The sequence below is a fragment of the Allobosea sp. Root670 genome, assembly GCF_001429415.1.
GTDB lineage: Bacteria > Pseudomonadota > Alphaproteobacteria > Rhizobiales > Beijerinckiaceae > Allobosea > Allobosea robiniae.
The window spans coordinates 1-24,507 of the sequence record NZ_LMJU01000008.1 but is presented as its reverse complement, the minus strand read 5'-3'; the positions used below and the strand labels follow the sequence as shown (position 1 = coordinate 24,507).

General features: G+C 61.7%; 27 protein-coding genes. 11 read left to right on the top strand and 16 right to left on the bottom strand.

The annotated features are described in order from the left end of the window. Positions 1–32: 32 nt before the first annotated feature. The 3 genes from ASE61_RS09290 to ASE61_RS09280 are packed head-to-tail and all read right to left on the bottom strand — an operon-like array spanning position 33 to position 3,418. A complete protein-coding gene (locus ASE61_RS09290) occupies positions 33–1,673 on the bottom strand; it encodes an ABC transporter substrate-binding protein (protein WP_210171885.1) in 1,641 nt (546 codons plus the stop codon). Next, on the bottom strand, positions 1,642–2,532 hold the full coding sequence (locus tag ASE61_RS09285) for an ABC transporter permease (RefSeq protein ID WP_061966620.1): 891 nt from the start codon (positions 2,530–2,532) through the stop codon (positions 1,642–1,644). The genes ASE61_RS09290 and ASE61_RS09285 overlap by 32 nt, the downstream gene beginning before the upstream one ends. After that, on the bottom strand, positions 2,498–3,418 hold the full coding sequence (locus tag ASE61_RS09280) for an ABC transporter permease (protein ID WP_061966619.1): 921 nt from the start codon (positions 3,416–3,418) through the stop codon (positions 2,498–2,500). Before ASE61_RS09280 ends, ASE61_RS09285 begins: the two co-directional genes overlap by 35 nt. A 220-nt stretch (positions 3,419–3,638) precedes the next feature. Here ASE61_RS09280 and ASE61_RS09275 point away from each other — a divergent pair, with 220 nt between their 5' ends. The 8 genes from ASE61_RS09275 to ASE61_RS26370 all read left to right on the top strand — a co-directional run bounded on the left by ASE61_RS09275 (position 3,639) and on the right by ASE61_RS26370 (position 8,868). After that, positions 3,639–4,547: a LysR substrate-binding domain-containing protein gene (locus tag ASE61_RS09275; protein WP_061966618.1), complete on the top strand. Its 909-nt coding sequence runs from the start codon at positions 3,639–3,641 to the stop codon at positions 4,545–4,547. A gap of 32 nt (positions 4,548–4,579) precedes the next feature. Continuing rightward, positions 4,580–5,344 carry a hypothetical protein gene (locus tag ASE61_RS09270; RefSeq protein WP_061966617.1) on the top strand — a complete coding sequence of 255 codons (765 nt, stop codon included), beginning with the start codon at positions 4,580–4,582 and terminating at the stop codon, positions 5,342–5,344. A 977-nt stretch (positions 5,345–6,321) separates the two neighbouring features. Continuing rightward, positions 6,322–6,576, top strand: a complete 255-nt coding sequence (locus ASE61_RS09260; RefSeq protein WP_061966615.1) for a hypothetical protein — start codon at positions 6,322–6,324, stop codon at positions 6,574–6,576. Positions 6,577–6,958: 382 nt separating this feature from the next. Next, on the top strand, positions 6,959–7,084 hold the full coding sequence (locus ASE61_RS27390) for a hypothetical protein (RefSeq protein WP_274532857.1): 126 nt from the start codon (positions 6,959–6,961) through the stop codon (positions 7,082–7,084). Positions 7,085–7,092: 8 nt separating this feature from the next. Then, positions 7,093–7,380 carry a hypothetical protein gene (locus ASE61_RS09255; RefSeq protein ID WP_156407032.1) on the top strand — a complete coding sequence of 96 codons (288 nt, stop codon included), beginning with the start codon at positions 7,093–7,095 and terminating at the stop codon, positions 7,378–7,380. Next, complete coding sequence (locus ASE61_RS09250; RefSeq protein ID WP_061966613.1) at positions 7,377–7,646, top strand: DUF1488 family protein; 270 nt, start codon at positions 7,377–7,379, stop codon at positions 7,644–7,646. The genes ASE61_RS09255 and ASE61_RS09250 overlap by 4 nt, the downstream gene beginning before the upstream one ends. A gap of 572 nt (positions 7,647–8,218) precedes the next feature. Beyond that, the gene (locus ASE61_RS09245) at positions 8,219–8,479 is read left to right on the top strand and encodes a hypothetical protein (protein ID WP_055730730.1); all 261 of its coding nucleotides are present in this window, start codon (positions 8,219–8,221) and stop codon (positions 8,477–8,479) included. A 233-nt stretch (positions 8,480–8,712) separates the two neighbouring features. Next, the gene (locus ASE61_RS26370; RefSeq protein WP_156407031.1) at positions 8,713–8,868 is read left to right on the top strand and encodes a hypothetical protein; all 156 of its coding nucleotides are present in this window, start codon (positions 8,713–8,715) and stop codon (positions 8,866–8,868) included. Positions 8,869–8,968: 100 nt separating this feature from the next. Here the strand turns inward: ASE61_RS26370 and ASE61_RS09240 are convergent, their stop codons facing one another. From ASE61_RS09240 to ASE61_RS09200, 10 genes are all read right to left on the bottom strand, one after another. After that, positions 8,969–9,181: a hypothetical protein gene (locus ASE61_RS09240; protein WP_061966612.1), complete on the bottom strand. Its 213-nt coding sequence runs from the start codon at positions 9,179–9,181 to the stop codon at positions 8,969–8,971. Positions 9,182–9,238: 57 nt separating this feature from the next. Next, entirely contained in the window at positions 9,239–9,469 is a 231-nt protein-coding gene (locus ASE61_RS09235) for a hypothetical protein (protein ID WP_061966611.1), read from the bottom strand. Then, complete coding sequence (locus ASE61_RS09230; RefSeq protein WP_082617325.1) at positions 9,466–10,842, bottom strand: glycoside hydrolase family 130 protein; 1,377 nt, start codon at positions 10,840–10,842, stop codon at positions 9,466–9,468. Before ASE61_RS09230 ends, ASE61_RS09235 begins: the two co-directional genes overlap by 4 nt. Positions 10,843–10,881: 39 nt before the next feature. Next, a complete protein-coding gene (locus tag ASE61_RS09225) occupies positions 10,882–13,149 on the bottom strand; it encodes a glycosyltransferase family 4 protein (protein ID WP_061966610.1) in 2,268 nt (755 codons plus the stop codon). Then, positions 13,146–14,105, bottom strand: a complete 960-nt coding sequence (locus ASE61_RS09220; protein ID WP_200959618.1) for a class I mannose-6-phosphate isomerase — start codon at positions 14,103–14,105, stop codon at positions 13,146–13,148. Before ASE61_RS09220 ends, ASE61_RS09225 begins: the two co-directional genes overlap by 4 nt. A 304-nt stretch (positions 14,106–14,409) precedes the next feature. Then, on the bottom strand, positions 14,410–14,670 hold the full coding sequence (locus ASE61_RS09215; protein ID WP_061966609.1) for a hypothetical protein: 261 nt from the start codon (positions 14,668–14,670) through the stop codon (positions 14,410–14,412). 1 nt (position 14,671) lies between these two features. Further along, complete coding sequence (locus ASE61_RS26900) at positions 14,672–14,809, bottom strand: hypothetical protein (RefSeq protein WP_200959617.1); 138 nt, start codon at positions 14,807–14,809, stop codon at positions 14,672–14,674. Positions 14,810–14,932: 123 nt separating this feature from the next. After that, the gene (locus ASE61_RS09210) at positions 14,933–15,286 is read right to left on the bottom strand and encodes a hypothetical protein (protein ID WP_061966608.1); all 354 of its coding nucleotides are present in this window, start codon (positions 15,284–15,286) and stop codon (positions 14,933–14,935) included. 196 nt (positions 15,287–15,482) lie between these two features. Further along, on the bottom strand, positions 15,483–17,432 hold the full coding sequence (locus tag ASE61_RS09205; RefSeq protein WP_061966607.1) for an AI-2E family transporter: 1,950 nt from the start codon (positions 17,430–17,432) through the stop codon (positions 15,483–15,485). A 67-nt stretch (positions 17,433–17,499) separates the two neighbouring features. Next, entirely contained in the window at positions 17,500–19,038 is a 1,539-nt protein-coding gene (locus ASE61_RS09200; RefSeq protein WP_274532856.1) for a glucan biosynthesis protein, read from the bottom strand. A 300-nt stretch (positions 19,039–19,338) separates the two neighbouring features. Between ASE61_RS09200 and ASE61_RS09195 the strand changes: the two genes are divergently transcribed. Further along, the gene (locus ASE61_RS09195) at positions 19,339–19,803 is read left to right on the top strand and encodes a response regulator (RefSeq protein ID WP_320409863.1); all 465 of its coding nucleotides are present in this window, start codon (positions 19,339–19,341) and stop codon (positions 19,801–19,803) included. Here the strand turns inward: ASE61_RS09195 and ASE61_RS09190 are convergent, their stop codons facing one another. Next, positions 19,804–20,742, bottom strand: coding sequence for a sensor histidine kinase (locus tag ASE61_RS09190; RefSeq protein WP_061966604.1), 939 nt, complete (start codon positions 20,740–20,742; stop codon positions 19,804–19,806). 214 nt (positions 20,743–20,956) lie between these two features. On the opposite strand from ASE61_RS09190, the gene ASE61_RS09185 reads away from it, so the two are divergent. After that, a complete protein-coding gene (locus ASE61_RS09185; RefSeq protein WP_244492771.1) occupies positions 20,957–21,349 on the top strand; it encodes a CopG family transcriptional regulator in 393 nt (130 codons plus the stop codon). After that, positions 21,346–22,470 (top strand): alpha/beta hydrolase family esterase, encoded by a 1,125-nt coding sequence (locus tag ASE61_RS09180; protein WP_200959616.1) that lies wholly within the window; start codon positions 21,346–21,348, stop codon positions 22,468–22,470. Before ASE61_RS09185 ends, ASE61_RS09180 begins: the two co-directional genes overlap by 4 nt. Before the next feature lie 140 nt (positions 22,471–22,610). Here ASE61_RS09180 and ASE61_RS09175 read toward each other — a convergent pair whose 3' ends face one another. Together ASE61_RS09175 and ASE61_RS09170 are read right to left on the bottom strand one after the other, a co-directional pair. After that, positions 22,611–23,123: a ferritin-like domain-containing protein gene (locus ASE61_RS09175; RefSeq protein WP_061966601.1), complete on the bottom strand. Its 513-nt coding sequence runs from the start codon at positions 23,121–23,123 to the stop codon at positions 22,611–22,613. Positions 23,124–23,158: 35 nt separating this feature from the next. Then, entirely contained in the window at positions 23,159–23,950 is a 792-nt protein-coding gene (locus tag ASE61_RS09170) for a hypothetical protein (RefSeq protein WP_200959615.1), read from the bottom strand. Positions 23,951–24,507: the final 557 nt, after the last annotated feature.

The window sequence follows — 24,507 nt, the reverse complement described above, 5'->3', positions numbered from 1 at the left end:
GTTCGTCAGCGGCCGGAAGGCGGCAGCCGCCCCTATTTTGTGACCTGGTCGAGCTTGATGATCTCGTCGCCATAGACTTCGAGGCCCTTCAGCCCCTTGGCGATGCCGATCAACTGAACCTGATCGAACAGGACCAGCGAGTTCGGCGCTTCGTTCCAGACGATCTTCTGGACATCGGCATAGGCCTGCATCCGGCTGGTGTAGTTCATATCGACGGAGGCCTTGGCCAGCAGCTCATCGATCCTAGGCTGCTTGTACCCGGTGAGATTCGAATCGTCGGTGCTGGAGAATTTGCGCCGCAGCCGCCAGTCCGCATTGGTCACGCCGGTGCCGAGCAGCCACATATTGGCGTCGTTGCTGCCCCTGCCGGTGCCCTTGCCGGTCTCGGGACGATAAAGCGTCTTCTGATAGGTCGCCCATTCCCAGACCTTGAATTCGGTCTTCAGTCCGATGGCGTTCAGATAGCCCTGGACCGTCTCGGCGACGGCCTTGTCCTTGGCGTAGCGGCCGGCCGGGGTCCAGATGACGATCGGCTCGTTATATCCGCCGGGAAACACCTCCGCGATCATCTTGCTGGCTTTGTCCGGATCGTAGGCGTAAGGCGGCTGGCCGGGCGCGCGACCCTGCACGCCGCGTGGGAAGATGCCGTCCGGCACGCGCCCGTAGCCGTTCAGGATTTTCTCGATGATGGCCTTGCGATCGATTGCGTGGTTGATCGCGAGGCGCACGCGAGGGTCAGCGAATGGCGGCTTGGTAGTGTTGAGCTCGAAGAATATCTGGAACGAGCTCGGTTCGGTCACGATCGCGGTCGCAGCGTTCCTCCTGACTTTTTCGGTCGCCTCGGGCGGAATGTTGAGAGCGATATCGGCATTGCCAGTGGTCAGCTCGATCACGCGCGCTTCCGCCTCGGGCACCGGCCGGAACGTCATCTTGTCAGGCTTTCCGGGCGTGCCAGCATAATCGGGATTACGCTTGATCACCAATTGCTGCGCGGGCACCCATTCGGACAGCATGTAGGGGCCCGTGCCGACGGGATTGCGGGCATAGGCTCGGCCGCTCTTCTTCACGGCTGTCGGGCTGTTGATCCCGGCATATTCTTCCGCGAGGACCTCGAGCAGCATCGGCGATGGCTCTTTGGTGACGATCTCGACCGTCTCGGGATTCTTTGCGTTCACCTCGCTGATGCTGGTGAACAAGGAGCGGTTCGGAGAACCCAACGCCGGATCGAGAATACGCTCCAGGCTGAACTTCACCGCCTCGGCATCGAACGGCGTGCCATCGTGAAACTTGACGCCGCGACGCAGCTTGAACGTCCAGCGCAGCCCGTCCTCCGACTTGGTCCAGCTCTCGGCCAGGTCCGGGACGATTTCGTCGAGCTTCGTGTCCTTCCAGCGTACGAGCGTATTGAAGATGTTGTTGAAGACGATCTGCGATGGCGTGCTGCGTGACACCGCGGGATCGAGCGTGTCGACATCCGTTCCCTGCACGATACGCAGATTGAATTCGGCCCGCGCGGACGTCGGTGCGGACAGGTACATGATGCTGCTCAGCAGCGCGAGGCCGAGACCGAGACCTTCGCGACGCGTGATTTTCAGGAATGACGGCTGCATGGTTTCCCTCTCTTTTTTGAGTTTTTGTCGGCTAGATCGCTTTGCGCGAGCGCGGATCGGCATAGTCCCGCAAGGCATCGCCCACGAGGTTGAAGGCGAGGATGACTGCGAACAGCGTGATGCCGGGTGCCAGGATCACATGGGGGTGGCTGGTGATGTGCGCGCGCGACGCCGCGATCATCGCGCCCCATTCGGGGATCGGCGGCTGGGGTCCGAGCCCGAGGAAGCTCAGTCCGGACCCGATGAGGATCGCCTCGGCGAGCGACAGCGTGCCCTGGATGATGATCAGGGATGTCGTGTTCGGCAGGATATGCGAGAACAGGATGCTGGAATCTCGGGCGCCGAGCGCTTTCGCGGCGACCGTGAACTGGCGTCGTTTCAGCGCGAGGATCGGTCCGCGAAACAGGCGCACATTGGCGGGGATCGTCGAGATCCCGATCGCGAGCGTCAGGCTGAGCACGCCGGATCCGAGGACGGTCACTACGATTATGGCGAGCAATGTCCGAGGGAATGCGATCATGAAGTCCATGAAACGCATCACCGCATCGGTGAACCAATTCTCGTAATAGCCGCACAGGCTGCCGATCAGGACGCCGAGTATCATTGCGATGGCCACGCTGACGAGCGCGACGATCAGCGTGATGCGGGCACCCCAGACGACCCGCGCCAGCAGATCCCTGCCCAATTCGTCCGTGCCCAACGGATGAGCCAAAGAGGGCGATAGAAGCGAAGTATCGAGCGTCACCCGCGTGGCCGTCTCCCAGTCGAACAGGAAAGGAGCGAGAAGCGCGGCCATCAGGAAAATGGCCATAACGAAGGTGGCGAGGAGCGTGACGTAGTTTTTCTTGCGAACAAGATATCCCAAGAAACCCATTGTCTTGGCGCGCCTACGAATAGGTGATGCGAGGATCGATGATGCCATAGATCACATCTACGAAAAGGTTGATGGCGACGACGGAGAGAGCAAAGACAAGGATCGTTCCTTGAATGACGTATATGTCCCTGATCATGATGGCTTCGACCATGTAACGGCCCATGCCTGGCCAAGCGAAGACGGTTTCAACGATCGCGGCGCCTCCGAGCAGGCGGCCGAAATCCAGCCCCAGCATCGTGACGATCGGGATCGACGCGTTACGCATCGCGTGGCGATAGGTCACCTTCGTCCAGGACAGGCCCTTGGCCCGCGCAGTGCGAATGAAATCCTCGGACAGGATGTCGAGCATGTTGGAGCGCGTTAGCCGCGCGAAAGCCGCGACATAGGGCAGTCCGAGGGTCAGGGCCGGCAGCACAAGGTGGCGCCAGGTTCCTCGCCCCGTCGGCGGTACCCATCCCAGCATGGAGGCGAAAACCAGCATCAAGACCAGGCCGAGGAAGAACCCCGGTATCGAGATGCCGAGCACCGCGAGGCTGGTCACGAAACGGTCGGCGGCGCCGCGCGGATTCAACGCCGAATAGATGCCGAGCGGAACGCCCAGGACGAGCGCGACCAGCATCCCCGCGACGGTCAGTTCGAGCGTCGCCGGGAATGTTCTGGCAATACCTTCCGTTACCGGTGCAAGTGTCTGGAAAGAATCACCGAGATCTCCTTGGGCGATTTTCTTCAGGTAGATCCCGTATTGCACCGGCAATGGCTGATCGAGCCCGTAATTGGCCCTGATCTGAGCAACGTCTTGCTCTGTCGCATCTGGTCCAGCCGCCATCCGGGCAGGGTCGCCAGGGATCAGGTGGAGAATAATGAACACGGCGACCGACACGCCCAGAAGCATGAGCGGCAACGTCAGTAACCGTCGAATTATATATGTCCCCATGGGCTAATGCCTCTGTAATGGTACCCGGCAACGCGCGGCGCTGATGGCCTCTGGACGAAAGCGTCCATGCCAATCTCTGCTCGCGAGCCGGCGAACCCTCAGATTCAGCAGCACCGCCTTGCAAAATTCAACTGCATGCGCCCTACTGGCTCTATAAGGAAATGTGATGCTCAATCGCCTGGTGTTGCGATAACCGGGTGAGCAGAACCCGGAAGTCTGAATGCAGCTCAACCCGCGCCAGATCGAGGCATTCCGCACGGTGATGCTGACCGGCAGCATGACCGCCGCCGCCGAAAGACTGAAAGTCACGCAGCCCGCAGTCAGCCGCCTGATCCGAGACCTGGAGGCTGAGCTGGATCTAAGGCTGTTCCGCAGGGAAGGTAATCGGCTGGTGCCGAACCACGAGGCCACCATCCTGTTCGCCGATGTGGATAGATTTTACGTTGGGTTGGACAGGGTCGCCAAAACAGCCAACGAGCTGAGGCATGCAAATGTCGGAGCCTTGAGGATTGCGTCGATCGGCGCGCTCTCGCTGAGCTGCATCACGCATGCGATCAGCATTCTTCATACCGCTCACCCCGCCGTCGACATTTCGCTAGAAAGTCTCAACACGCCTCAAACTCTCGACCTGGTAGCAGGGCGTCACTTCGATATCGGGTTTGCGCAGGCTGTAGCAGAGTTTCCCGGCGTTCGACTGACGCAGATGCCATCGGTCGAGACGGTATGCGTCATGCCTTCAACATACCCGATTGCGAGCAGGGATTTTATTGAACCACGTGATCTGGAAGGGCTTCCCTTCATCTCGCTCGGCCGAAACAACCCTCAACGCCTAAAGATCGATCAGCTTTTCGACGACCTGAACGTTCGGCGTCAAATGCTCCTTGAGACATCTCTTGCAGCGAGCGCAATCGGCTTGGTTGAATCGGGACTTGGTGTCTCAATCGTCGATCCCTTCACTGCGACTTATTTGAGCGGCCGAAACGTTGTGACGCGGCCGTTCAAATCGAATTTTTGCTTTGATATTGTTGCCGTACAGCCGATTCATCATCAGCAATCAAAGCTTTGCAAGGAATTCATCCAGATCATGATCGATTTATTTAAGAAGCAAGCATCCTCACGCGAAAAATAAAGATCATGACGATAGACGGGAGCATGTAATCTATGACGGGGGACAAGGATCCGCGGATTATCGCGATTGAGCCCGGCGATCGCCTGGTTGTGCTGGCTCGGATCCTAGATGCGTCGTCGGAGCACGCGAAGCGCGCGCTCGAACGGGAAGCGAGCGAGCGGCGCCAGCTTGGCGGCACTTGCCTCGGCCGAGGTCTCTACCGCCACGACTCGATTTTCAGAGGGCAATCCGATGCCGCCGTCTGGAGCCATGCCGAGTTCACCTATTTCCGGGAAATCATCTCAGGCGATGTGATCGATCGGCTCGTCCGGTCGCCTCCGGTCCCAAGCGTAGTGCTTTTGCGCGCCGAAATCCTGCTCACGACGCCCGCGTCTTTCGTTCTTCCCACGAACTGGTCGGGCTCGTCGCATCGCCCTGGCCACAAACCCTCGATTGAGTACCTCGATGTGCACCCATCCCGACTGGCGGATTACCGGGAGATCATGCGTCGCTACATCGGACCTGCAGCGGCGAAGCTCGTCGCCTTGAACAAGCTGGAGACGTTCAGATCGATGGAGGCGGCCGCCGTCTTGTTCCAGGATCCCTCGCTTGGCTCGGCCTGGAACCAGATCCACCTCAGCGAGGTGGTCGCGGAAGGATTTCGCGGCTTTGGCGAGGAACTCGATGCCGCATTGCGGCAGACCGTGCCGGATGGCAGCTTCGCCAACGTTTTCGCCAGGCTGAATGACATCCGGACTATTCCTCGCTGGACCCTGAACCTTCCGGTGTTCGAGGATGATGCCGCCGTGGGCAACTAGGCCGGGAGCCACTCCCCATAGCTCAGCCGCAGAGCACCAACAGCTGACATTGCGCGATTGCCGGGAAGCGGACCTACCTAGAATGTCAGAGCGGCAGGCGATCCCAAACTGCAAATTTCACGAAACGAACTGACGCCGGTACGCGTTCGTCGCTGGGCTCAGGCTGGGTTTGCGACAATGGCACGGATATCCAGTTGGTCGTCGTACATTTAGCGACCGCTACCTCGCTGTGACCGGGCGCATCTCGCCGCTCGCCGCGTAAGAACATTTTTGAAAAGACTGACGGCCAAGGAACCATTGGCTGCCGCCACCGTTAATCTCGGCTCGGCGGAGACCATATGGCACACAAGTTTACCATCAGCCGAGTCGGTTCAGACTCGGCCGTTCGAGACGCAGCCGGAGCCGTTTATGGGCTTAGCCCCACCATGGCCGACGTATGCGAGACGGCGGATCGCATGGCCAAGCGAACGAGCACCACGGTCACGCTAACCGACGAAGCTCGGATATACCTGAACTCCATTGGAATGGCTCACCGCTATCGGTAGCCGTGCGGTCGCTTCGCCCCACGACCAGCCCTCCAGCTGAGTTATCGATTTCCGGTCAGCGACGTATGAATGGGGTGCGAGCCGACTACTCCGTTCGGGCGGCTAGCATTCTCAGTTCCCGCGTCGCACGCGGACATCGGCCAAACCAGAGAAATCGACAGTCTAGGCATACACGGTCGCATTGCCGTCGTACGAGCGCGAGGATTTTCAGGACCTCCGGGAGCTGGCAAACGATCACAACGAGATGTCGTCACTCCGATATTTGGCAGGCTGCCGCACCGCCGGCCAGAACGTTGCAGGCGACAAAATGGAGGCGCGTCCCCAATAGCTCCTAACCGAAGGAAGATTGCTCGACCTCACTCTTCATGGCCGGTAGGGTGACATGGCTCGGGTCTCGCGTATGAGAACAGGGCACATCGGGAGAACCAAGCCATGGCCAACGCCGACACGTTCTTCCTCCAGCCGTTCAAGACACATCGAAAGCGCTTGGTGCCCAGCCAATGCGTTCCAGCCAAGAGCCGGCATCACGCGCTCAATGAAGGTGAGCGCCTGAGCAAAACGGCCGAGGGTTTGGCTGTCATCCACGTCGTTGCGGACGACGAGACCGGTGAGGTGAGCGAGCTTTCTGTGCTGGCACGCCACGGCACGATTCCTGAGGAATTCGAAGAGCAGATTAGGGCGCTTTGAGACTAAACGCGGCGGCGTTGGCCGGTGTTGAGGCCCTTCTTCATCGGCGACCTGTCACGGCTGCGGGGTGCTTCTACGGAAGCGACACCAGTCCGGCCCGGACAACCGGGAGCGCAAAAACGCAACTCTGCAACGCAATGAGTCCTCAGCGGACCGCAAAATCAGTCGTTCCGATGGGGTGTAACAGCATCGGTTCCAGCGTCGTTGGCTCAGGACAGCTAGGAGCGGGATGCGGCCATAATCGCAAGAGTGGAAATAATCGCTCCTAGGCTTGCAAGAGAACCCTACGCACACCATTTTAATTCAATCTTGAAACGCATCGGGATTATACTTCATAGTATTTGCGCGAAGCGCCCCGATCTGGGCAAAACGGAGCCCAGCCATGACAAATATTTCCGGGCACTGGTTCATTTATCGCGTTTGGGCCGCAGACCGCTATCTGGTTTGGTTCGCGCATGGTGGCCTCATCGCCGCGTTCGCACTGGCCTTTGCACTCGTGCTGAAATGATGTCTCCCATGCAACCGCACCGGGAAAAGGCTCGGGTTGCAGCCGCTGGCTATGCTCCTGCACCGGAGGCTTCGGCCCTGATCTATGGAATGATCGGCATGGCGCTCTTCAGCGTCGGCATGTGGGGAGCGGGCAGGTTTTATGACTTGCCTCTGATCCCCCATTTTTCGTTGGTTGTTGTCGGTTCGCTGATCGCGTTTCCCGTCGGCATCTGCCTGCAAAAGAAGCGGAAGCGGCGCCATGTCGATGCGTATCAGGCCGAGCTGGTGTGTCTTGGCGCAGGGTGCAGGTCATGAGCCTCGACTTTCCCAACTCGATCCGGCGTTACGAACCCGGCCGCGGCTGCGTGAGCTTCTGGGGTTCTGAAGCATCGCTGGAAGTCATGTTCCAGATCGAGCTCGATGTTCTGCGGACCTTAAGTCCCGCTGTCATCGACGGAAGCGAGGGCTCGTTCCTCGTCGCATTCGACCTCAATCGCTCAGCCATATTGCAGGCCGCTCGCTCCGCCTATCTGAAGAAGCGCGGGGGCTATCATCGGCTCTCGGCTGACGCCTTCCGCTAGCAAGGGCCGGAGCTTTCGGCCGCACCTAAAGGAATGGCGAGGACAGCGGGTTGGCTCGGCCTGTCTCACGTGGCGACTTAGCGTTTGTCCAGTCATCGTCAATCGCAGGAGCGCGACATCATGAGCGAACGGCGAGAGCTATATCGCAGCCCCACCGGCGACTGCTGGTTTCTGGGGCGGGAGCCGACGAGCGGTGCAGCATTCGTGATCCATCAACCGAACGGTCCAGGAGGGAGCCAGCTGTCGCATGTCGAGTTGGGAGCCTTCCTCGTCTCCGGAAAGTCGGACCGTCCCGAGCAACAGGCCTTGCTCCGCCTCATCGGGACGCTTGTCGATGTGCCTCCCTACGCGAATCGGGCGTGACGTCGTGATACCGGCTCCGGCCGCCATTCGGGTTCGGCTGCTGTACCGTCGCCTTTACCGAGATCAGCATCTGCGGCTTTTCCTCGTACCCGAAACGTGACTTGCGATGTCCGGCGAAAGGGCGCTCAATTCGGCTACAGTTGTCTCCATAACGCTTCTGGAAATGACCGTCGCGGCGCCTGTCACGTCGCCAAGCGGAGACACAAGCCATGCTCAACGGAACCGGGTCGGTCACTTTACGCAGTGGCCGGAGGCTGCACGCCAAATATCAGTTTGGCACGCATCAGGAGCATCATTGGGTCGGATATCTGATCTGCGACACGGAAACTGCCGATCCGAGCGAGTTCTCCTACAAGATCCTTCTTCAATGCGAAGGCGGGATAGCGATCGAGCTTGCCGTTACCAACTGGACGGATCGCTACATGGCAGTCGTGGGGCGCCCGTTGCCCGAGTTCAATCAAGTCGCTTGAAAGAAACGCGCGGCGCGCTTCCAGTTAATTTGGCCTCGCCGGGACCTCAAACGGCCACAATGATCGACCAATAATAAATGATCGACGGAGTCGCTTAGCTGGCATCGCGAAATCGCAGTTTGCCCGACTTCTTTTCTCTTTCGACATCGCTCGCCGCTTTGCGGCATCCGCTGCCGGCATAATGCCGGCCGTTTGACGCGTCGCGTGGCCGAGCCGCGCGCCATAGGGTTCATATGAATAAGATCATCGACAAAAACAAAAAAGAACACCGTATCGGCAATGCAGCGCCGACACCTTTGTCTCCGCGTCCTGCACCGATCTGCAAACCTGTTTCGGGCGGTCTCTCGCGCGCTGAATTGCGTGAAATCGTCGCTGAGATCCTGGGCTGAGGGGGAAGAACCATGAATCTGAATCGTCGCGAGCGAGGCCTAGCCGCTTAGCAGGACTGACGATCAACGATCGTGATGCCGCGTAGAAGGCCCAGCAGCTTCACGGTAGATTCTTCGGCGGGATTGTCGCGCTATCTGAGTGCTGATCAGCCTCCTTGCGCAGCCGCTGTTCCTTCAGCCGGGCTGTCTTCGCGTCGCGCTCCTGGTTGGAGCTTTCAGTCTCCGACAGAAGGCGATTCCGCGACAGCGATTGGGTCTGCGTCTTCAGGAACGCAGCCTCCGCGTGGGTCCGGGATTTCGAGTGCTCGGTCATTTTACTTCCTCCTGTTGGGCGGCTACAGCCGCCGCTCCGCCCGGTCGTAGCTCCGGATCATCCTTGAGAGCCGGATACCGGCGATTTAGCCTTTGCTTTTGAAACGATGATCTGGTCGTGACCGATCGCCCGTTCGCGGCCATCGATGCCCCGAACCCGATAATGACGCTCACCGCTCTCCCGCGCCGGCATCAGGCGAATGATCTCATAGTCGCCCTCTCCAGAGCGATCGGCGAAGCCGAACGACAGGCGCACGGTGTCGCCGACCTTGATGGGACGTTCGGTCATGGCTTTTCGCTTTCGAGAGTGGGTTGTCCGGCGGGAAGCCGCTTGTCTTTGCCGGGCGCATTTGTGAACGCGCCGTCCGGCTGCATCGCCTCCAGTAGTGCTGCGACCTTCACCGTGGCGAAATGGCAGAAAGTGTCCGAGACCGCATAGGGCAGGACGATCATGTCGCCGTGCCGCAGCGCACCACAGGTATAGACGACGTTCGGCACGTAGCCTTCCCGTTCCGAAGGCTCGGGCTGGACGAAAGGCTGACGCAGGCGCCCCAGCACTTTCGAAGGGTCCGCCTTGTCGAGCAGGACCGCACCGATCGTATATTTCCGCACCGCCCCGACGCCGTGGATCAGGAGCAGCCAGCCTTCGTCGAGCTCAATCGGTGAGCCGCAGGTGCCGATCTGCACGAACTCCCACGGGTATTGCGGCTTCAGGATCGCGACCCCACCGTTCCAGGTCAGGAGGTCATCCGAATAGATCAGATGAAGGTTCTCATTGTCCTGCCGGGAGATCATCGCATAGCGGCCGCCGAGCTTGCGCGGAAACAGCGCCATGCCCTTGTTCACGGCGGCGGAGCCTCGCAGCGGCGACAGCCGGAACGACAGGAAGTCGCGGGTCTCGATCAGCTCCGAGCGGATCGACCTGCCGTCATAGGCTGTGTAGGTGGCGCGATAGAACGTGCCTTCATCCTCCTCGAACGCAACGAAGCGTGCGTCCTCGATGCCGTTCGACTGGGATGCGGTCACGGGAAAGATCACCCGCTCGCTGATGTCGCTATCAGCCGCGAAGACGACCTCGACATCCTCGCCATCGAGCCGCGCCATTCGGTTGTGCAGGGTGGCGATCGTTGCGAGGCGCGAGGTGGGGTCGACGCTAACCTCGCCACCGGCCGCGATCGACCCGGAGCGGAACGTCAGGGACGAGATGTGCCCCTCTCCAACCGCACGAACGCTGAGGATGAAGCGAAGCCCGCCAGCTGGAGCATCGGACTGGTCGGGATGCGCGATGATGCTCGGGTTGAAGAGTGCCGCCGCCTCGAACGAATACTCGTGCAGGAAATAGGCCCCGACCAGCTGGCGTTGGACCTTGGTGAAGGCGCCGTGAGCAGCGAACGCATCCTCCATCTCATCGGCACGCGCCTCGAACCGCTCCAGCAGGTTGCGATGCCGGCCGCTGAAATTCTCCAGCACCTCGGCAAGCAGGTTCGCCGCCGCCTCCGGAGCGAGCGACAGAACCCGGTTGACGATATGGTTCGCCTTGGCCTTCTCGGCAGGATTGAAATCCCGTGGCTCGCCCGCAGGGCCGAACCGACGCACGACGACCCGGGAGGGGTCGGGATGCAGGTACAGGGTCTGCCTGTTCAGGAAACTGGGCTGGGACAAGACGTCCGCCGATCTGTTTTGAGCAAGGTCGTCGAAAGCTCAGGCGTGCAAGGCCCGAAGCGGCGCCAGTTTCGGGCGATCCCCGCTGACGCGGGCAAGCTGACGAATCTCGGCGAGGCTGAGCAGGTACGAGACCACGGATTCACCGCCGCGGTTCTCATTTGGCCGATCGCGATGGAGGCCGTCACGGCAGGCGCCGGTGTCCAGGTCAACGAGGGGCGTGGAGAGGTCATTGTCGCCCAGGAACCAGGCGAAAGCGCGCGCGGCTTCGTTGCGCCATTGCGGATCGCCGTCGGCGCGCCAAGCTGCGAGGCAGGCTGAAACAGCTGCCGTTGCTTCCAGTGGCTGCTGATCAAAGGCCTTCGGTGGGCTACGCTTGTCGCCGAAACTCTCCGAGCCGACAGGCCTGAACAGGCCTGCCCGCGTTGTCTGGAGATGCGTTAGCCAACGCAGCGAGCGCAGGCCAGCCTCGACATAGGCCGGCATCTTCATCGTCAGTCCCGTCGCGATCAGGGCTTGGGGCAGGCGCGCGTTGTCGTAGGAGAGCCCATCCTCGAACCAGATCCAGTCCGGCGTCTCGACCGTCGCGATCAGGCCGAGCAAGCGGTCGGCGAGACGCGTACGGAGCGAGATGGCGGCCGTCGTGGTGCAATGAGCATCAAGACCCAGCAAGGCAAAAGCCCAGGCACGCGGGGAACTGAAACGCTCGATGGCGGGCAAGGCCTCGGCGAACAGAGCGGTAGCCCATTGTCGCCGCGAAACGCTCGCATCGTCGCGCGCGCAGACACCGAGCGCCCACAGCGTACGCCCATGGCTGTCCTCCGACCCGGCTTCCTCGAGCCAACGTCGATCGAAGCTCATGAAGTTGCGGAAGCGCCGTCGATCGGGATTCCAGGCGTGTTGGATGAAGGAGGCAAAGCGTGTCGTTAGCGCGTCCGCCAGGCGCTCCTCGCCAGTGCCGTTCAGGGCACTGGCGAGGAGCAGAGCGCGGGCATTGTCATCGACGCAATAGCCGTGCGAGCGGTCCGGCACGGAATGAACCGCGTGCTGGAACAGCCCGGTATCGTCGCACATGGACAGGAGGTGGCCGGTCTGCGTCTCCGGCGGCGGTGCCGTTGCCGGCAGGGCTTTCGGCCGGCTGGAACCCGTAACAGCGCTCAGCACACGGCCTCGGCGGGCCGTCTCGAAAGCGGCGAGATAGCGTTTCGCGGTTCGCTCCCAGGTCATCGAACGGCTGCTCGCATAGGCGCGCAGCCTCATGGCCTGGCGCCGGGGCGCATCTGTCAGCAAGCCTGCGATCTCGTTACCGATCGCGACGACATCGCCGAAGGGCACGAGGACGCCGCGCCCGTCGCCCAGCAATTCCTTGGCGTGCCAATAGGGCGTCGAAACCACGGCCTTGCCCAGCCCGAAACTGTAAGACAGCGTGCCCGACGTCATCTGCGCCTCGTTGAGATAAGGCGTGACATAGACGTCGCACATAGAGATGAAGCCGAGCAGCGTCGCCTGATCGACGAACCGGTCGAGGAAGACGACGTGATCCTCGACCCCGAGCTCGCACACGCGCGCCGTCAGGCTTTCGCGATAGGCCTCGCCATGCTCGCGGACGAGATGGGGATGCGTCGCGCCCAGAACCACATACATTGCATCGGGGCGGCGCCTCAGGATCGAGGGCATCGCGTCGATCATCACCTCGATGCCCTTGTTGGGCGACAGCAGGCCGAACGTCAGGATGACGGAGTGGCCGCCGAAGCCCAACCTTTCCTTGGCTTCATCGGGCTCGACAAAGGCAAATTCGGGAATACCGTGCGCGATCACCTCGATCTTGTCCGCCGGCAATCGATAGACGGTCCGCAACAGGTCGCGCCCCTTCTCCGCCATGACGACTACGCGGGCCGAGGCATCGACGATCCGTTCCATCACGTCGCGCTGCGCGGCATTCGGTTCGGCCAGGACAGTGTGGAGTGTCGTGACGACGGGCACGGTCAAGCGCGATAGCAGCGCCATGATATGGCTCCCGGCCTCGCCACCGAAGATGCCGAATTCGTGCTGAAGGGAGACGACGTCGAAGCGGCCTTCGTTCAGGAAATCGGCTGCACGCGCATAGTCTTCGAGCCGCTGGTCGGAAATCTGGCAGTGCACGGGGAACGGATAGTCGTAGCCGTCGCCATGGTCGTTCATGGCCACGATGGATGTGTCGATATCGGAGGATGCGATCGCCTGCTGTAGATCGGTGGTGAAGGTCGCGATCCCGCAGCGGCGGGGCAGCGAGTTGCCAATGAAGGCGATGCGTTTGGTCGGGCTCATGATCGTGCCTCCGTGGACGGAATCGGGAATACTGCGAATGCCGGAGGCGGCCCGGTCGGCGGTGAAACCGTCTCGCGGAACCTGGGCATGCCGTCGCCGTCGACACGATGCAGAAGGTCGCGGCTAGGTGTTGCCGCGTCATAGGCGACGAGACAGGACAGGCCGGCTTCGCCCGGCACGATACGCACGCTCTGACCCTCGATGAAGCAGCCTTGGCCAATGCCGATTTGCAGAGCGCCGATCATGGCGTCGCCGGCGATGGTGGCCAGCCAGGTCTCGCATCGGGCATCGAGGTCCCAGATCGATCGGGCAGGCAGGTCGATCCGCTCGAAGACGAAATACGGATTGACGACGAGCACGGTCCGACCATCGCTCAGGCGCCCGGCCGGCGCGGCGCGTTGCGCGGGTCCGCGATGAGCTGCCGCGACGCCCTGCTCGATATGAAGTTCACGAGCGCGGCCATAGTCGAACAAACGGAATGTCGTGTCGCTGCGCTGCTGGATCTCGGCCAGCACAAGGCCTGGACCGATCGCGTGGATCGTCCCGGCGGGAACGGCGATGACCTCGCCTGCAGCCGGCTTGTGCCAAGCGACAAGCCGGGCGATCGCGCCATCGGCAATGGCGACCCGCAGTTGCTCGGGGGTGACGGGCGCCGTGAGCCCGACTCCCACCATAGCGTCAGGGGCCGCGGACAGGATGTACCAGGCTTCCGTCTTGCCGCGCGGCAGCCCCATCCCATGGGCGGCGGCATCGTCCGGATGCACCTGGATCGACAGGGGTTCCTGCGAGAACAGGAGTTTGAGCAATAAGGCGGGCTCCGGCGCGTGTTTATCGCAGCGTTGGAACCAGAGTTCGCCGATCGGAACGCTGGGATGCCCCGTCCCGCTCCAAGGGAGGAGGTCGGTCGCCCCCCAGGGCTTGGGGATCAGCTCGATGCAGGCTTGTTCGAGCGCCATTGCGGGCTCCTGGTTCATGCGGCCGGACATGACGACGGGTTGTCACGCGTGGGCCTTGGGTAGCGGCGGTTCACGGGGCGTAGGCGCAAGCAACCGCGTATCGCGAGCGGCATCGGCTGGCTGGCGCGCATCAGGAGGACGCCAGCCGTGCTCCCGGTTTTGAAGCAATCTTCCGAACGATCGAGCCGTTCGACGCGGCATCGAAGCGCGCGATGGCCAAGATGAGGCGTCAAATGCGCCCGCGGCGGGATACAGCATGCCGGATCAGCGGTGGCCAGCGCGCGGATCCCTCGCCGGTGTCGTCTTAATAAGCGCTGAGGTCAGCCTCCAACGCGCTGGCCAGTTCGCCCGGGCTCACCGCGAACACCTGGGAGTTGCCAAACGAAGAAAGCGACGGTGTGTGCAGCATGGTGGCGATCTGGCGATAGGCCAGAAACGAGGTGGCTGGAATCTCCTCCTCGTCGACCACCACGCGGTAGGTGCCGGCAGGCTGCATATGGTCTATTGCGCTCAGCCTGAACGGCTTCCTGAACGTGACCGTGGTTTCCCGGCTGCGAATGTTCACGTCAGATCTTCTTCTTCGGCTTTCCTGCAAGTTCGAGCGTCACCGGAAGGCCCTTTGCCGATACGGGCACGGCCGCTGCTTCCTTCTTCTTCTTGGGCTTCTTGGCTTCTCGATTGCCGCGCATCTGTCCCTTGGCCATACAAATCTCCTCTTGCTGAGCAGGGAGGCGTCATGAACGCCACCATTTCCGCGCTGCTCACGCGGAATGGTTCATGATCGACGGACGATGTCGCTGCGTACGGTTATCGCCGTTGCGATCGTCTCAGGTCTTGGACATGCCGAGCGTTTCGGCGCAGGCCTTGGCGACGGCCGAGTCCGGTGACGTGCTACCGATCATCGTGGCCCAGCCACCCTTGGCGATGAAATCGCCCTGGCTCCATGAACTGATCTTCTTCAGTTCGGCGAGGGCTGCATCGACATTGGGTTGCTTCTGAAAGTTGCTCACGCAAATCGGAGACAAGGCCGCGACAACGGCATTCTCGGCTCTGAGCTTCGCCACGCGTTCGCTCGACGAAGCGGTGGACCATCCACCCCAGGTGAAGCCGAGAACGGCAAGGGCAACAGCACCGCCAACGGCACCCCAGATGGCAGGTTTGGTTTGAGAGGGGATTTTCATGGAAAATCCTTCCGATTTGCGGAATGAAAATCTTCCGTGAAAGAATGTATCATAGAATTAGAAAATAATCCTGTTTATTTATCTCACGAAGGCGAGATCGAATATTATTTATTCTCCACGATTTACGTACCTTCCTGATGCCTGAAATTTCATTTCAGTTGCAAGGAAGTCGGATCATACGGTTCCCAAGCCTTGCTCATTCGAGATGACGCGCTCGACCGCTTGCCGCGTCCGTTGTCTCCGCGAACTGAAGGCACAGCCGGCAGATGCCTCGAAGAGACGTTTCCACGTCGTCGGCGAGCAAGGGGCCCTTGATATCTGCCAACGGACTGGAAACTTGCGACAGTTCGCCGAGGACGAGGATCGCCATCGGCAGACGGCGGCGAAGGCGCCGAAGCGCATACTTCACGTGAGCGGCATTGTGGGGTCCGATATAGCAAAGGCAGATCAAAGCCGGACTGCGCGCGGCAAGGCGCTCCATACCGGGAGCCAGCAGCGCGGTGGGAGGCAACGCCTCCGCCGCCAATCCATGCTTCTCCAGGATCTGGCCCAGCATGAGCGCGGCTGCCTCATCGAGTTGCGATCGCGCGCCGATGCAGACCACTCCACCTCCGTCTCGAAACGTGTCCTTCAGCTCAGCCGCGGTGAGTACGGGCAGATCGGACGCACCTTCCTGTTCGTTGGTCTGTTCAACCGCCGCCTCGGTCTCGGCGTCTGCGGCGCCGGCGCCGCGCGAAGGGCGACCGTCGTCATGGTCGGACAAGTCCTCGAGGACCTCGCGAATTGTCGCAAGAATCTGGTTTCGCCTGGGAGCATCGAGAACGCCGCGCGCCTCGTCTGCTGCGGCGAGCCGCAAGCCTTCGAGCGCGACCTCGTCGTAATAAGCGGATAGCGAGCGCTCTTTCAGAACCTCCTCAGCCTTGTCGGCTGCTTCCGCGGGGTCTCCCGCGAGGATCCGCTGATAGAAGATCTCCGGCGCCGACAGTGCGGGTCTGTCCCCCAGCATAACGTCCAGAAATTCCAGTCTTTCGACATGCCGGCCAAGGACCACGAGACACACGGTCAAGGGGGTTGCCAGAACCAGCCCGATAGGACCCCATAACCAAGTCCAGAATGTTGCCGCGACTACGATGGCGATCGGCGAGAGCCCGGTGGAGCGGCCATAGGCCAAAGGTTCGATCACATGCCCGACGAGTGGCTCGGCGATCACGAACAAGGCCGCCGTCCACACGAGCATCATCCAACCGGGATCGACCGATGCGGCGATCACCATCGGAAAAACGGCCGAGAGGACGGCGCCAAGATAGGGAATGAACCGCAGGATCGCCGCCAGAATTCCCCAAAGCAAGGCGCTGGGAACGCCGATGGCGGCAAGGCCGCAACCAATCACAACACCGAAGCCGGCGTTGACGATGAGCTGCGTCAGAAACAGCCGGCTGAGGCGCTTGCCAGCGTCATCGAACGCGGCCGTAGTCTTCTGCAGATCGTAAGTCCCGGTCAATCGGATGAACCGGTTTCGAAGGTCCTCGCGCTTCAAGAGGATGAAGACCACGAAGATTAGCACGATTCCGGTTGTGGTCAGAGGGTGGATCAGCGGAGCCAGAAAGGCCTGCAGCGTTTCGATAGCGCCGGGTTCCGGTTGATGCACCTCGACGGGGATTGGGCGTCCGTCCCGTGCAGGGCCTGGCGTTTCGCTTGGGACTGGAGATTCCGCCTTGGGACGGTCGAGTTCCTTGCTCAGATCTTGCAGGACATCCGCGGCGCGGCTCAAAACCCCGCTTCCGGCCCCCGAGCCTTTCAAAGCGGCAATCTTGGCGCGGATGGTGCTCTGATAGGTTGGTAGCTCGCTCGCCAATTGAGTTGCCTGGCCAACCATCGCCATCGTCAAGGCCGCCAAGGTCGCGAACGCAATCAAGACGACGACAAAAACCGCCAACGCCCGTGGGGCACGCAGCTTCTGCAGACCTTTGACCAGCGGCGCCAGGACGAAGCTGAACAGGATCGCGAGCGCCACAGGGACGAAAACCTCGCGCCCGAAATAAAGCGCGGCGACGATGAAGACTCCGATGGCTACATTCGAGACGACGTCAGCAGGCGACCTTGTCGATGGAGCAGCGACGGTAGGGGTGACCTCAATCGCGGGCATCGATCGGTTTCCTTCAATCTGGACGCCAGCATGAAGCGGTCGACGGAATGGCGACCGCCGGGAGAAGCTAGTTCTTTGGCGATTGCGGCCCTGCGGCGTCGCCGGGAGGCACCGACCATGTCGCCGTCCACGTCTCGCTCAAGGTGCGATTTCGCGCTCTCAGGAACATGCGAAGCTCGGCCGACTGGCCGTCCGGCAGCGTCGCGTCGACGATGGCGCGCACACCTTTCAACGGGGCGTTGAACGTCAGGATCTTCGTGGTGATCGCACCGGCCGTCGTCGTCGCAACGAGTTCGAGGCGATCGGGTTCGCTCTGATAGTAGGCGAGATCGCCGCCGGCGAAGTCGACGATGAAGCGCTTCGTGCCCTTGCCCTCGGCAACGCCGTCCTCGATATCCGAGCCGTTGAAGGTCTGCTGCACCTGCGCGTAGGGGTGCAGGTGCCAGGTCGTCGACAATGCCGAGATGCGGTAGCGGAACTCCGCCGCCTGCCCGCTGGGCAGCGGAGCGCTCGGCGTCCAACAGGCGACGATATTGTCGAAAGCCTCGTTCACCGTCGGGATTTCGATGAGGTCGATCCTCCCTTCGCCCCAGTCGCCCTGTGGCTGGACCCAGTAGCCCGGCCGGGCATCATAACGCGCTTCCAGATCCTGGTAGCTGCCAAAGTCGCGGTCGCGCTGCATCAGGCCGAAGCCGCGCGGGTTCTTGTCTCCGAAACTCGATATGCGTAGCGCCTTGGGATTGCGAATGGGCCGCCAGATCCATTCCCCGCTGCCGGATTGCAGCGTCAGCCCGTCCGAATCGTGGATCTCGGGGCGGAAATCGGTTCTCTGCGCGAGATCACCCTCGCCGGCCTGGAACATTGAGGTCAGCGGTGCGATGCCGATCCGCTCAATCGCCCGGCGTGGGATGATCGTAGCCGTCACATCCATATCGGTGACGCGGCCCGGGCGGACGACATAGCGAAAGGCGCCGGCGACCGATGGCGAATCGAGCAGGGCATAGATGACGAGCTCGGTCGTGTCGCGCGACGGCTCCTCCACCCAGAGCGCCCGCATGAACGGGAACTCCTCGGGACCCTCACCGCCGACATTCAAGGCAAGCGAGCGCGCCGAAAGTCCGTAGCGGTGACCGCGGCCGATCAGCCGGAAATAGCTCGCGCCCAGGAATGAGATGACCTCGTCCTGCACTTTCGGGTCGTTCAGGTTGGTCGTCACGGCAAACCCCGCGAAACCCAGCGCGGGGGAAAGGCTCTTAGGCACGGGAACCTTGCCGTATTCGAACAGATTGGTCGTGAACGGGATAGGGATCGCGTTGCCGTGGTTGATGACGTGAACCTGGACTGGCTTGTTGTGCAGGAAGCCGAGATGGAACGGCAGCAGGCGGAAATCCGAGCCGCCCTCGCGCCAGAAGGCCTTGTCGCGGCGAAAGCGGATTTCGCGATAGCTGTCATAGGTCAGGTTCGAGAGCTCGGCCGGGATCTTTGCGCTCTCGGCATCGAAAGGCTGCTTTGCCAACGCCATCGCCTGCTGGACGACATCGTCATAGCCAAAGCCTTTCGCGGAGCCCGCTGTCGCCTGGGCCTGTATGCAACGGTTCGCCAGCATGCAGACACTGGAGAGCAAAGCGAGCATCGCGCGGCGAGACGGTGCGGACAAACTTCCCCCAACCCAAAAAGCCGCAGCCGACATGGTATCGGGCGAGCAAGTTTTGAACGCTCCCCGCTTGTTTGAGTTCCGGGACGCTCGGAGGCGCCATCACCAACCGGATGATCGCCTCATCGCCGCGGACACTGAAACGATCGAAATCAGGAGTTCCGCCCGCTAGACTTCCGCCTGCCAAATGACATCCGCAGTCTGCGCCACGAGCAGAAACCCCGCCTGAAACCCGTTATTCCCGGAATCCCGGTGCCCACGCCGCCGCTGCGGGCGGGACAAACGGCGCAATTCTTTGCAATGCGAGGCAACAAGAGCTCACGTCGGCAGTTGGCTGAGAGTCACTCTCGAAAGCACATGATGTCGAAGCTAGTCGTCCTGATCGTCGAAGACGAGCCTCTCCTCCGGATGGACGCCGTCGACTTCATCGAGGAGGCTGGTTTCGAGGTGGTCGAGGCTGTCCATGCCGAGGAAGCAATCGCGATCCTCAAAGCCCGCCACGACATCGCCATCGTATTCACCGACATCGAGATGCCGGGGTCCATGGATGGCATGAAGCTGGCGCATGTCGTGCGGCTGGGCTGGCCGCCCATCCTCATCGTCGTCGCAAGCGGTCGCGTCATGCCGCACGAAGGCGAGCTGCCCGAGAACGTTCAGTATATCAGGAAGCCATACCGGGCAGCCGAAGTCATCGCAGCCTTCCGGTCGACGGCCTGATCAGTCGGCAATGAGCGCGTCGATGGGGCCGCGAAGCGAGAAGACCACTCCGGCCGGCTGATAGTCCATGGCGGCTGCCCCGCTGAAATATCCCGCCAAAGCGCGCTCGATCATGCGCGATCCGAAGCCGCGGCGGGTTGGCGGCTCGACCAGTGGTCCGCCGCTCTCACGCCACTCGAATGCGAACTGACCGTCTTCAACCGACCAGGTTATGTCGATCCGTCCGCCATCCTGCCTGAGAGCGCCGTATTTCGCGGCATTGGTCGCCAGCTCATGGAGCGCGAGCGCCATCGCCAGGGCAGTCTTGGACGAGAGTTCGACCGGCGGCCCGTCGATGCGGAAGCGCGACAGGTCGCTTTGCCCTTTCAGAGACTCTTCGACGAGATATGCCAGGCTCGCCCTGGCCCAGACGGTCTGGGTCAGGATGTCCTGTGCCGAGGCCATCGTGTTCAGCCTTGCGATGAAGGCCTCCTTGAGCGCATCCACCTCGGGACCACCACGGATCGTCTGATTGGCGATCGCCTGAATCATGGCGACGGTGTTCTTCATCCGATGCTTAAGTTCAAGCGCGAGCAGACGCTGGCGTTGCTCGCCCTCCTTGATGGCCGTGATATCTCGCGACACGGACAGGATCGCCTCGGGTTTGCCATCCGGGCCTAGGATCGGGCCAACTTGGACGTCCCAGAACCGTGGATTGCCGGCGGCCGTATTGGCAGCGCCCTGAAAGCGATAGCTGCGACCAGCACGCGCTTCCTCGATCGCGAACTTGGCTTCGGCGTTGCCTTGGTCAGCCCAGAAATCCGGCCAGGGGCAGCCCTTGATGGCGTTGAAGTCGCTGACTTCCATGATGCGCTGGCCGCCTTCGCTCATGAAGGAGAGCTTGCCGTCGAGGTCTATGACCTTGATGCAATCGTCCGACGCCGCCAGCAGGCTGCGCATGAAACGGGCGTCCCGAAGTTCCGGCGTCGGCAAAATGTCCCCGATCTCGTTCCCGTTCAGGGAGCGTTCCCGTTTATGCCATGTGCTGCCACGCCGCCAAATCCCTGTCTCTGTCTTTTGACGGTTTGGTTTGTTCGCCAGACGCGGGGCGGCCTATTGAGATCCCTCTGATTGCATCCATATACCATCCAATTGGATGGTATATGGATTGACGATGAAAACTCCTGAGAGCGAAAAATTGACCCTGAACCTCGGATTCGTGGATCTCGGCCGCATCGACCTGCTGGTCCGCGACGGCTTCTATTCCAACCGCTCGGACTTCATTCGCACCGCGATCCGCAACCAGCTTGCGACCCATTCCGATGTAGCCGCGAAGGCGACGACACGCCTGGCACTGGAACTGGGACTGCGGACCTTCACGCGCCAGGATCTCGAAGCCGTGGTCGCAGCTGGGGAGCAGCTCGACATCCGGGTCCTGGGCTTGGCCGTAATCGACAGTGACGTTTCCCCGGAACTGGCGCGGCAAGCCGTTGCCTCTCTCACCATCCTCGGGGCCCTGCATACATCCCCCGAGGTCAAGGCCGCCCTGGCCGATCGGCTGACATGACCCAAAGGACCTTCGCCATGAACCCGCGTTTTCACGCCGCCATCGGCGAAGCCATGAACCGCCTGCGAACATCCGACGTGATGGGCGCAACGGCCGCGATACGGCATGCTCTCGCCGGACGCGGGTCTATGCCCTCAGCTGCCCTGGATAGCGGCACACAAAGCGGTGACAGTCCCGAAGCACCGCCTGCGCGCGGCCTCCGGGCGATCCTGCAAAAGCTGCGACAAGAGCAGGCGAGCTTCGTCCACGCGCCGAGCCCTGGTGAAACGGTTACGGAAGATGCGCGGGACAGTGCAAACTTCAGGACACGCAGGTTCCAATCGACCGTTGGCTCAGTGACCTACAAGCTCTACGTGCCGCCCAATCACGCCGATCGTGAGCTTGCGCTGGTGATGATGCTTCACGGCTGCACACAAAACCCGGATGATTTCGCCCGCGGGACCAAAATGAATGCTTTGGCCGATGAGTTCGGCCTGATCGTCGCCTACCCTTCGCAGCCGAAATCGGCCAACGCGCAGGGTTGCTGGAACTGGTTCGACCCTCGTCATCAGCGGCGTGACGCTGGCGAACCGGCCCTTCTGGCAGGACTTGCCCACGAACTGGCTTCGAAATTCAAGATCGATCGCAAGCGGGTTTTCGTTGCCGGCCTGTCGGCGGGCGGGGCCATGGCCGACGTCCTGGCCTCGACCCATCCCGACGTCTTTTCCGCAGCCGGCATTCATTCCGGCCTGCCTCACGGCGCGGCTTGCGACGTCATGTCCGCATTCGTTGCAATGAAGGGAAATGCGAAGGCGACCGCACAAGCCCGTTCGCCGATCAGGAAGATCATTTTCCACGGAACCGCTGATGCCACGGTTCATCCATCGAACGGCAAGGCTGTTTTCGATCTAGCGGGGTCCGCGCAGGGGAAGCCGGCAGAGTTTCAGACCGATGCGGTGATCAATGGCAAACGCGTGACCCGGTCGCTGATCGGGCATGGCGATGCTCCTGCACTCGCCGAGCACTGGCTGATCCACGGCGGCGGCCATGCCTGGTCAGGAGGTGACCACGGCGGAAGCTATACCGATGCCACGGGGCCCGATGCTTCGCGCGAGATGATCCGCTTTTTCCTCGAAGCCTGAGACGTCTTGCGCGGTGCGAAGTTGGTTTCGTTGAGGCGATCAGGAAATGTTTCGAGAAGCCATCGTGTCGCGACGCACGAACATGAACGTAGTGAAGCCCTCTCTCCAGCGAGGAGAGAGGGCCCCAGAAAGCCAACGGATCACGCGGCCTTGGCTTGCGCGACAGCCGCCGAGTTTGCCGGCCCGCCGAGCTGGGTGAGCAGCTTGTCGGTCTTGGTCTCCTCGGCAAGTGTGGCATCGAGCAGCGTCACCGCTTCATTGTGCCCCAGTTGCTTCGCCCATGACTTCAACGTGCCATAGCGCGTCATCTCGTAATGCTCGACCGCCTGGGCGGAGGCGACGAGACCGGCATCGAGGGCCGGGCTGTCGGCGTAGTCTTCCATGACGGCCTTGCCTTCCTCGAGGATGCCGAGGATGGCGTCGCAGGTCTTTCCGCGCGGCGCCTTGCCGATCACCTCGAAAACCTCGCCGAGGCGCTCGACATGCGCCTCCGTTTCCTCGCGATGCGTCTCGAAGGCCTTCTTGAGCTCTGGCGACTTGGCCGCCTTCGCCATCTTGGGCAGAGCCTTCAGGATCTGCTTCTCGGCGTAGTAGACGTCCTTGAGCATGTCATGGAACATGTCGTCGAGAGCCTTTGGTGCATTCGTAGCCATTGGAATTCTCCGGTTGTCGGGATTGCAGGCGTGGATCAGGCGTGGACCTTGTCGCGAGCGCGACCACCAAGCGTGGCGCCATAGCTGGCCGCCAGCGCGCCGATGAGCATCGCGATGAAGGTCGCAAGTGCGAAGGAGGCGGCGGCCTTGCGGGCCATGCCAGCCGCCTCGCGAGCGGTCTGCTCCACCTTGGCGGCGGTTTCCTTGGTCTTCGCGATCGCGTCGGTGATGCGCTTTTCGGCGTCGGGCTGGCTGATGCCGGTCTGGGCGGCGATCACGTTGGCAACGTAGGATTTGTCAGCGGGGGACATCTCGCCGTTGCGGATGCTCATCGCGATGATCCGGCCGACCTCGGCACGAGCCGGAGCCGTGTCAGCCGAGGAGGGAGCGGGTCTCTCGGCGCGAAACAGCGTGTCGGTGACATAGGCCGACGGGTCGAGGCTCGACAGATCGAGGCGACCGGCAGCCTGGCTCGCTGCGCCGGAGACGGCAGAGCCGACACCGGACGTCGCGCTGGCACCAAGGCGGGCACTGCCGCCAATCACCGCGGAGGCGGCCGATGCCAGCAGGACGGTGCTGAGGATCGCACCGACGGCCCAGGCCATGAAGCCGTGAGCGGTGTCGCGGAAGGCAACCTCTTCAGTATGAAGACCTACACGCTTGGTGCGGAGACGGCCGGCGAGATAGCCCCCGGCGCCGGCCGAGAGGAGATGAACGACGGCAAGCCAAATCATGGCTGCGATGCCGAACGTGGCGGCCGTGACACGGACATTCGTCCAAGGCGAGACCGAGACGAAGCCCAGCCCGGCTCCGGCGGCGAGGAGCATGAGGGAGATCGACGCACTGACCACGGCGCCTCCGAGGACGGCGCCCCACGACACTGCAGAAGACGCGCGAGTGGTCGTGGCGTCGGGGACGCCTCGTAGGGTGGTGCCTGTCATGAGCGATGAACTTTAAGGGCGCGGACAAAAGGCCGACGCGTTGCGGACGGTACGGTCCGCTCGATCTCAACGAAACAAGGTACGAGGCGATATGTTCCGCGAGCCGAAGCGTTTCAATCTTGTCCGGCGATTGCCCATGCGCTTTGACGGAAGGTGCTGCACTGCTAGTTCCGCTGCCTCGTCCCTGGTTTAGTTGGGCGGCGGAAAGCAGACATCCTCGATGTCAGCAAAGGGCCAACTTCAGCTCCTCACGACGGCACGACGGCAAGTGCGCTATAGCGGAGCCGCGTATGAATTCCGTCGCTGCCAACTCCTGAGTATCCCGCCAATTGGGGGGCGGGATCTGACCTGAGACCCTTTTCTCCTCCGGTCTGAGGGAGAGTCCTGGGTTTCATTTCTGGCCTCAGGCGGCCTGTTTTTCCAGCATGGATTTGAGGGCGAAC

Coding starts and splice junctions, on each gene's coding strand:
- ASE61_RS09225 (WP_061966610.1), bottom strand. CDS start 13,149: ATGAGCCCGACCAAACGCATCGCCTTCATTGGCAACTCGCTGCCCCGC.
- ASE61_RS09180 (WP_200959616.1), top strand. CDS start 21,346: ATGACCCAAAGGACCTTCGCCATGAACCCGCGTTTTCACGCCGCCATC.
- ASE61_RS26370 (WP_156407031.1), top strand. CDS start 8,713: ATGAATAAGATCATCGACAAAAACAAAAAAGAACACCGTATCGGCAAT.
- ASE61_RS09260 (WP_061966615.1), top strand. CDS start 6,322: ATGGCCAACGCCGACACGTTCTTCCTCCAGCCGTTCAAGACACATCGA.
- ASE61_RS09275 (WP_061966618.1), top strand. CDS start 3,639: ATGCAGCTCAACCCGCGCCAGATCGAGGCATTCCGCACGGTGATGCTG.
- ASE61_RS09285 (WP_061966620.1), bottom strand. CDS start 2,532: ATGGCATCATCGATCCTCGCATCACCTATTCGTAGGCGCGCCAAGACA.
- ASE61_RS09235 (WP_061966611.1), bottom strand. CDS start 9,469: ATGACCGAACGTCCCATCAAGGTCGGCGACACCGTGCGCCTGTCGTTC.
- ASE61_RS09185 (WP_244492771.1), top strand. CDS start 20,957: ATGAAAACTCCTGAGAGCGAAAAATTGACCCTGAACCTCGGATTCGTG.
- ASE61_RS09200 (WP_274532856.1), bottom strand. CDS start 19,038: ATGCTGGCGAACCGTTGCATACAGGCCCAGGCGACAGCGGGCTCCGCG.
- ASE61_RS09170 (WP_200959615.1), bottom strand. CDS start 23,950: ATGCTCCTCGCCGCCGGAGCCGGGCTGGGCTTCGTCTCGGTCTCGCCT.
- ASE61_RS27390 (WP_274532857.1), top strand. CDS start 6,959: ATGACAAATATTTCCGGGCACTGGTTCATTTATCGCGTTTGGGCCGCA.
- ASE61_RS09280 (WP_061966619.1), bottom strand. CDS start 3,418: ATGGGGACATATATAATTCGACGGTTACTGACGTTGCCGCTCATGCTT.
- ASE61_RS09210 (WP_061966608.1), bottom strand. CDS start 15,286: ATGAAAATCCCCTCTCAAACCAAACCTGCCATCTGGGGTGCCGTTGGC.
- ASE61_RS09290 (WP_210171885.1), bottom strand. CDS start 1,673: ATGCCGATCCGCGCTCGCGCAAAGCGATCTAGCCGACAAAAACTCAAA.
- ASE61_RS09220 (WP_200959618.1), bottom strand. CDS start 14,105: ATGGCGCTCGAACAAGCCTGCATCGAGCTGATCCCCAAGCCCTGGGGG.
- ASE61_RS09240 (WP_061966612.1), bottom strand. CDS start 9,181: ATGACCGAGCACTCGAAATCCCGGACCCACGCGGAGGCTGCGTTCCTG.
- ASE61_RS09255 (WP_156407032.1), top strand. CDS start 7,093: ATGCAACCGCACCGGGAAAAGGCTCGGGTTGCAGCCGCTGGCTATGCT.
- ASE61_RS09245 (WP_055730730.1), top strand. CDS start 8,219: ATGCTCAACGGAACCGGGTCGGTCACTTTACGCAGTGGCCGGAGGCTG.
- ASE61_RS09175 (WP_061966601.1), bottom strand. CDS start 23,123: ATGGCTACGAATGCACCAAAGGCTCTCGACGACATGTTCCATGACATG.
- ASE61_RS09250 (WP_061966613.1), top strand. CDS start 7,377: ATGAGCCTCGACTTTCCCAACTCGATCCGGCGTTACGAACCCGGCCGC.
- ASE61_RS09270 (WP_061966617.1), top strand. CDS start 4,580: ATGACGGGGGACAAGGATCCGCGGATTATCGCGATTGAGCCCGGCGAT.
- ASE61_RS26900 (WP_200959617.1), bottom strand. CDS start 14,809: ATGGCCAAGGGACAGATGCGCGGCAATCGAGAAGCCAAGAAGCCCAAG.
- ASE61_RS09190 (WP_061966604.1), bottom strand. CDS start 20,742: ATGCGCAGCCTGCTGGCGGCGTCGGACGATTGCATCAAGGTCATAGAC.
- ASE61_RS09205 (WP_061966607.1), bottom strand. CDS start 17,432: ATGCCCGCGATTGAGGTCACCCCTACCGTCGCTGCTCCATCGACAAGG.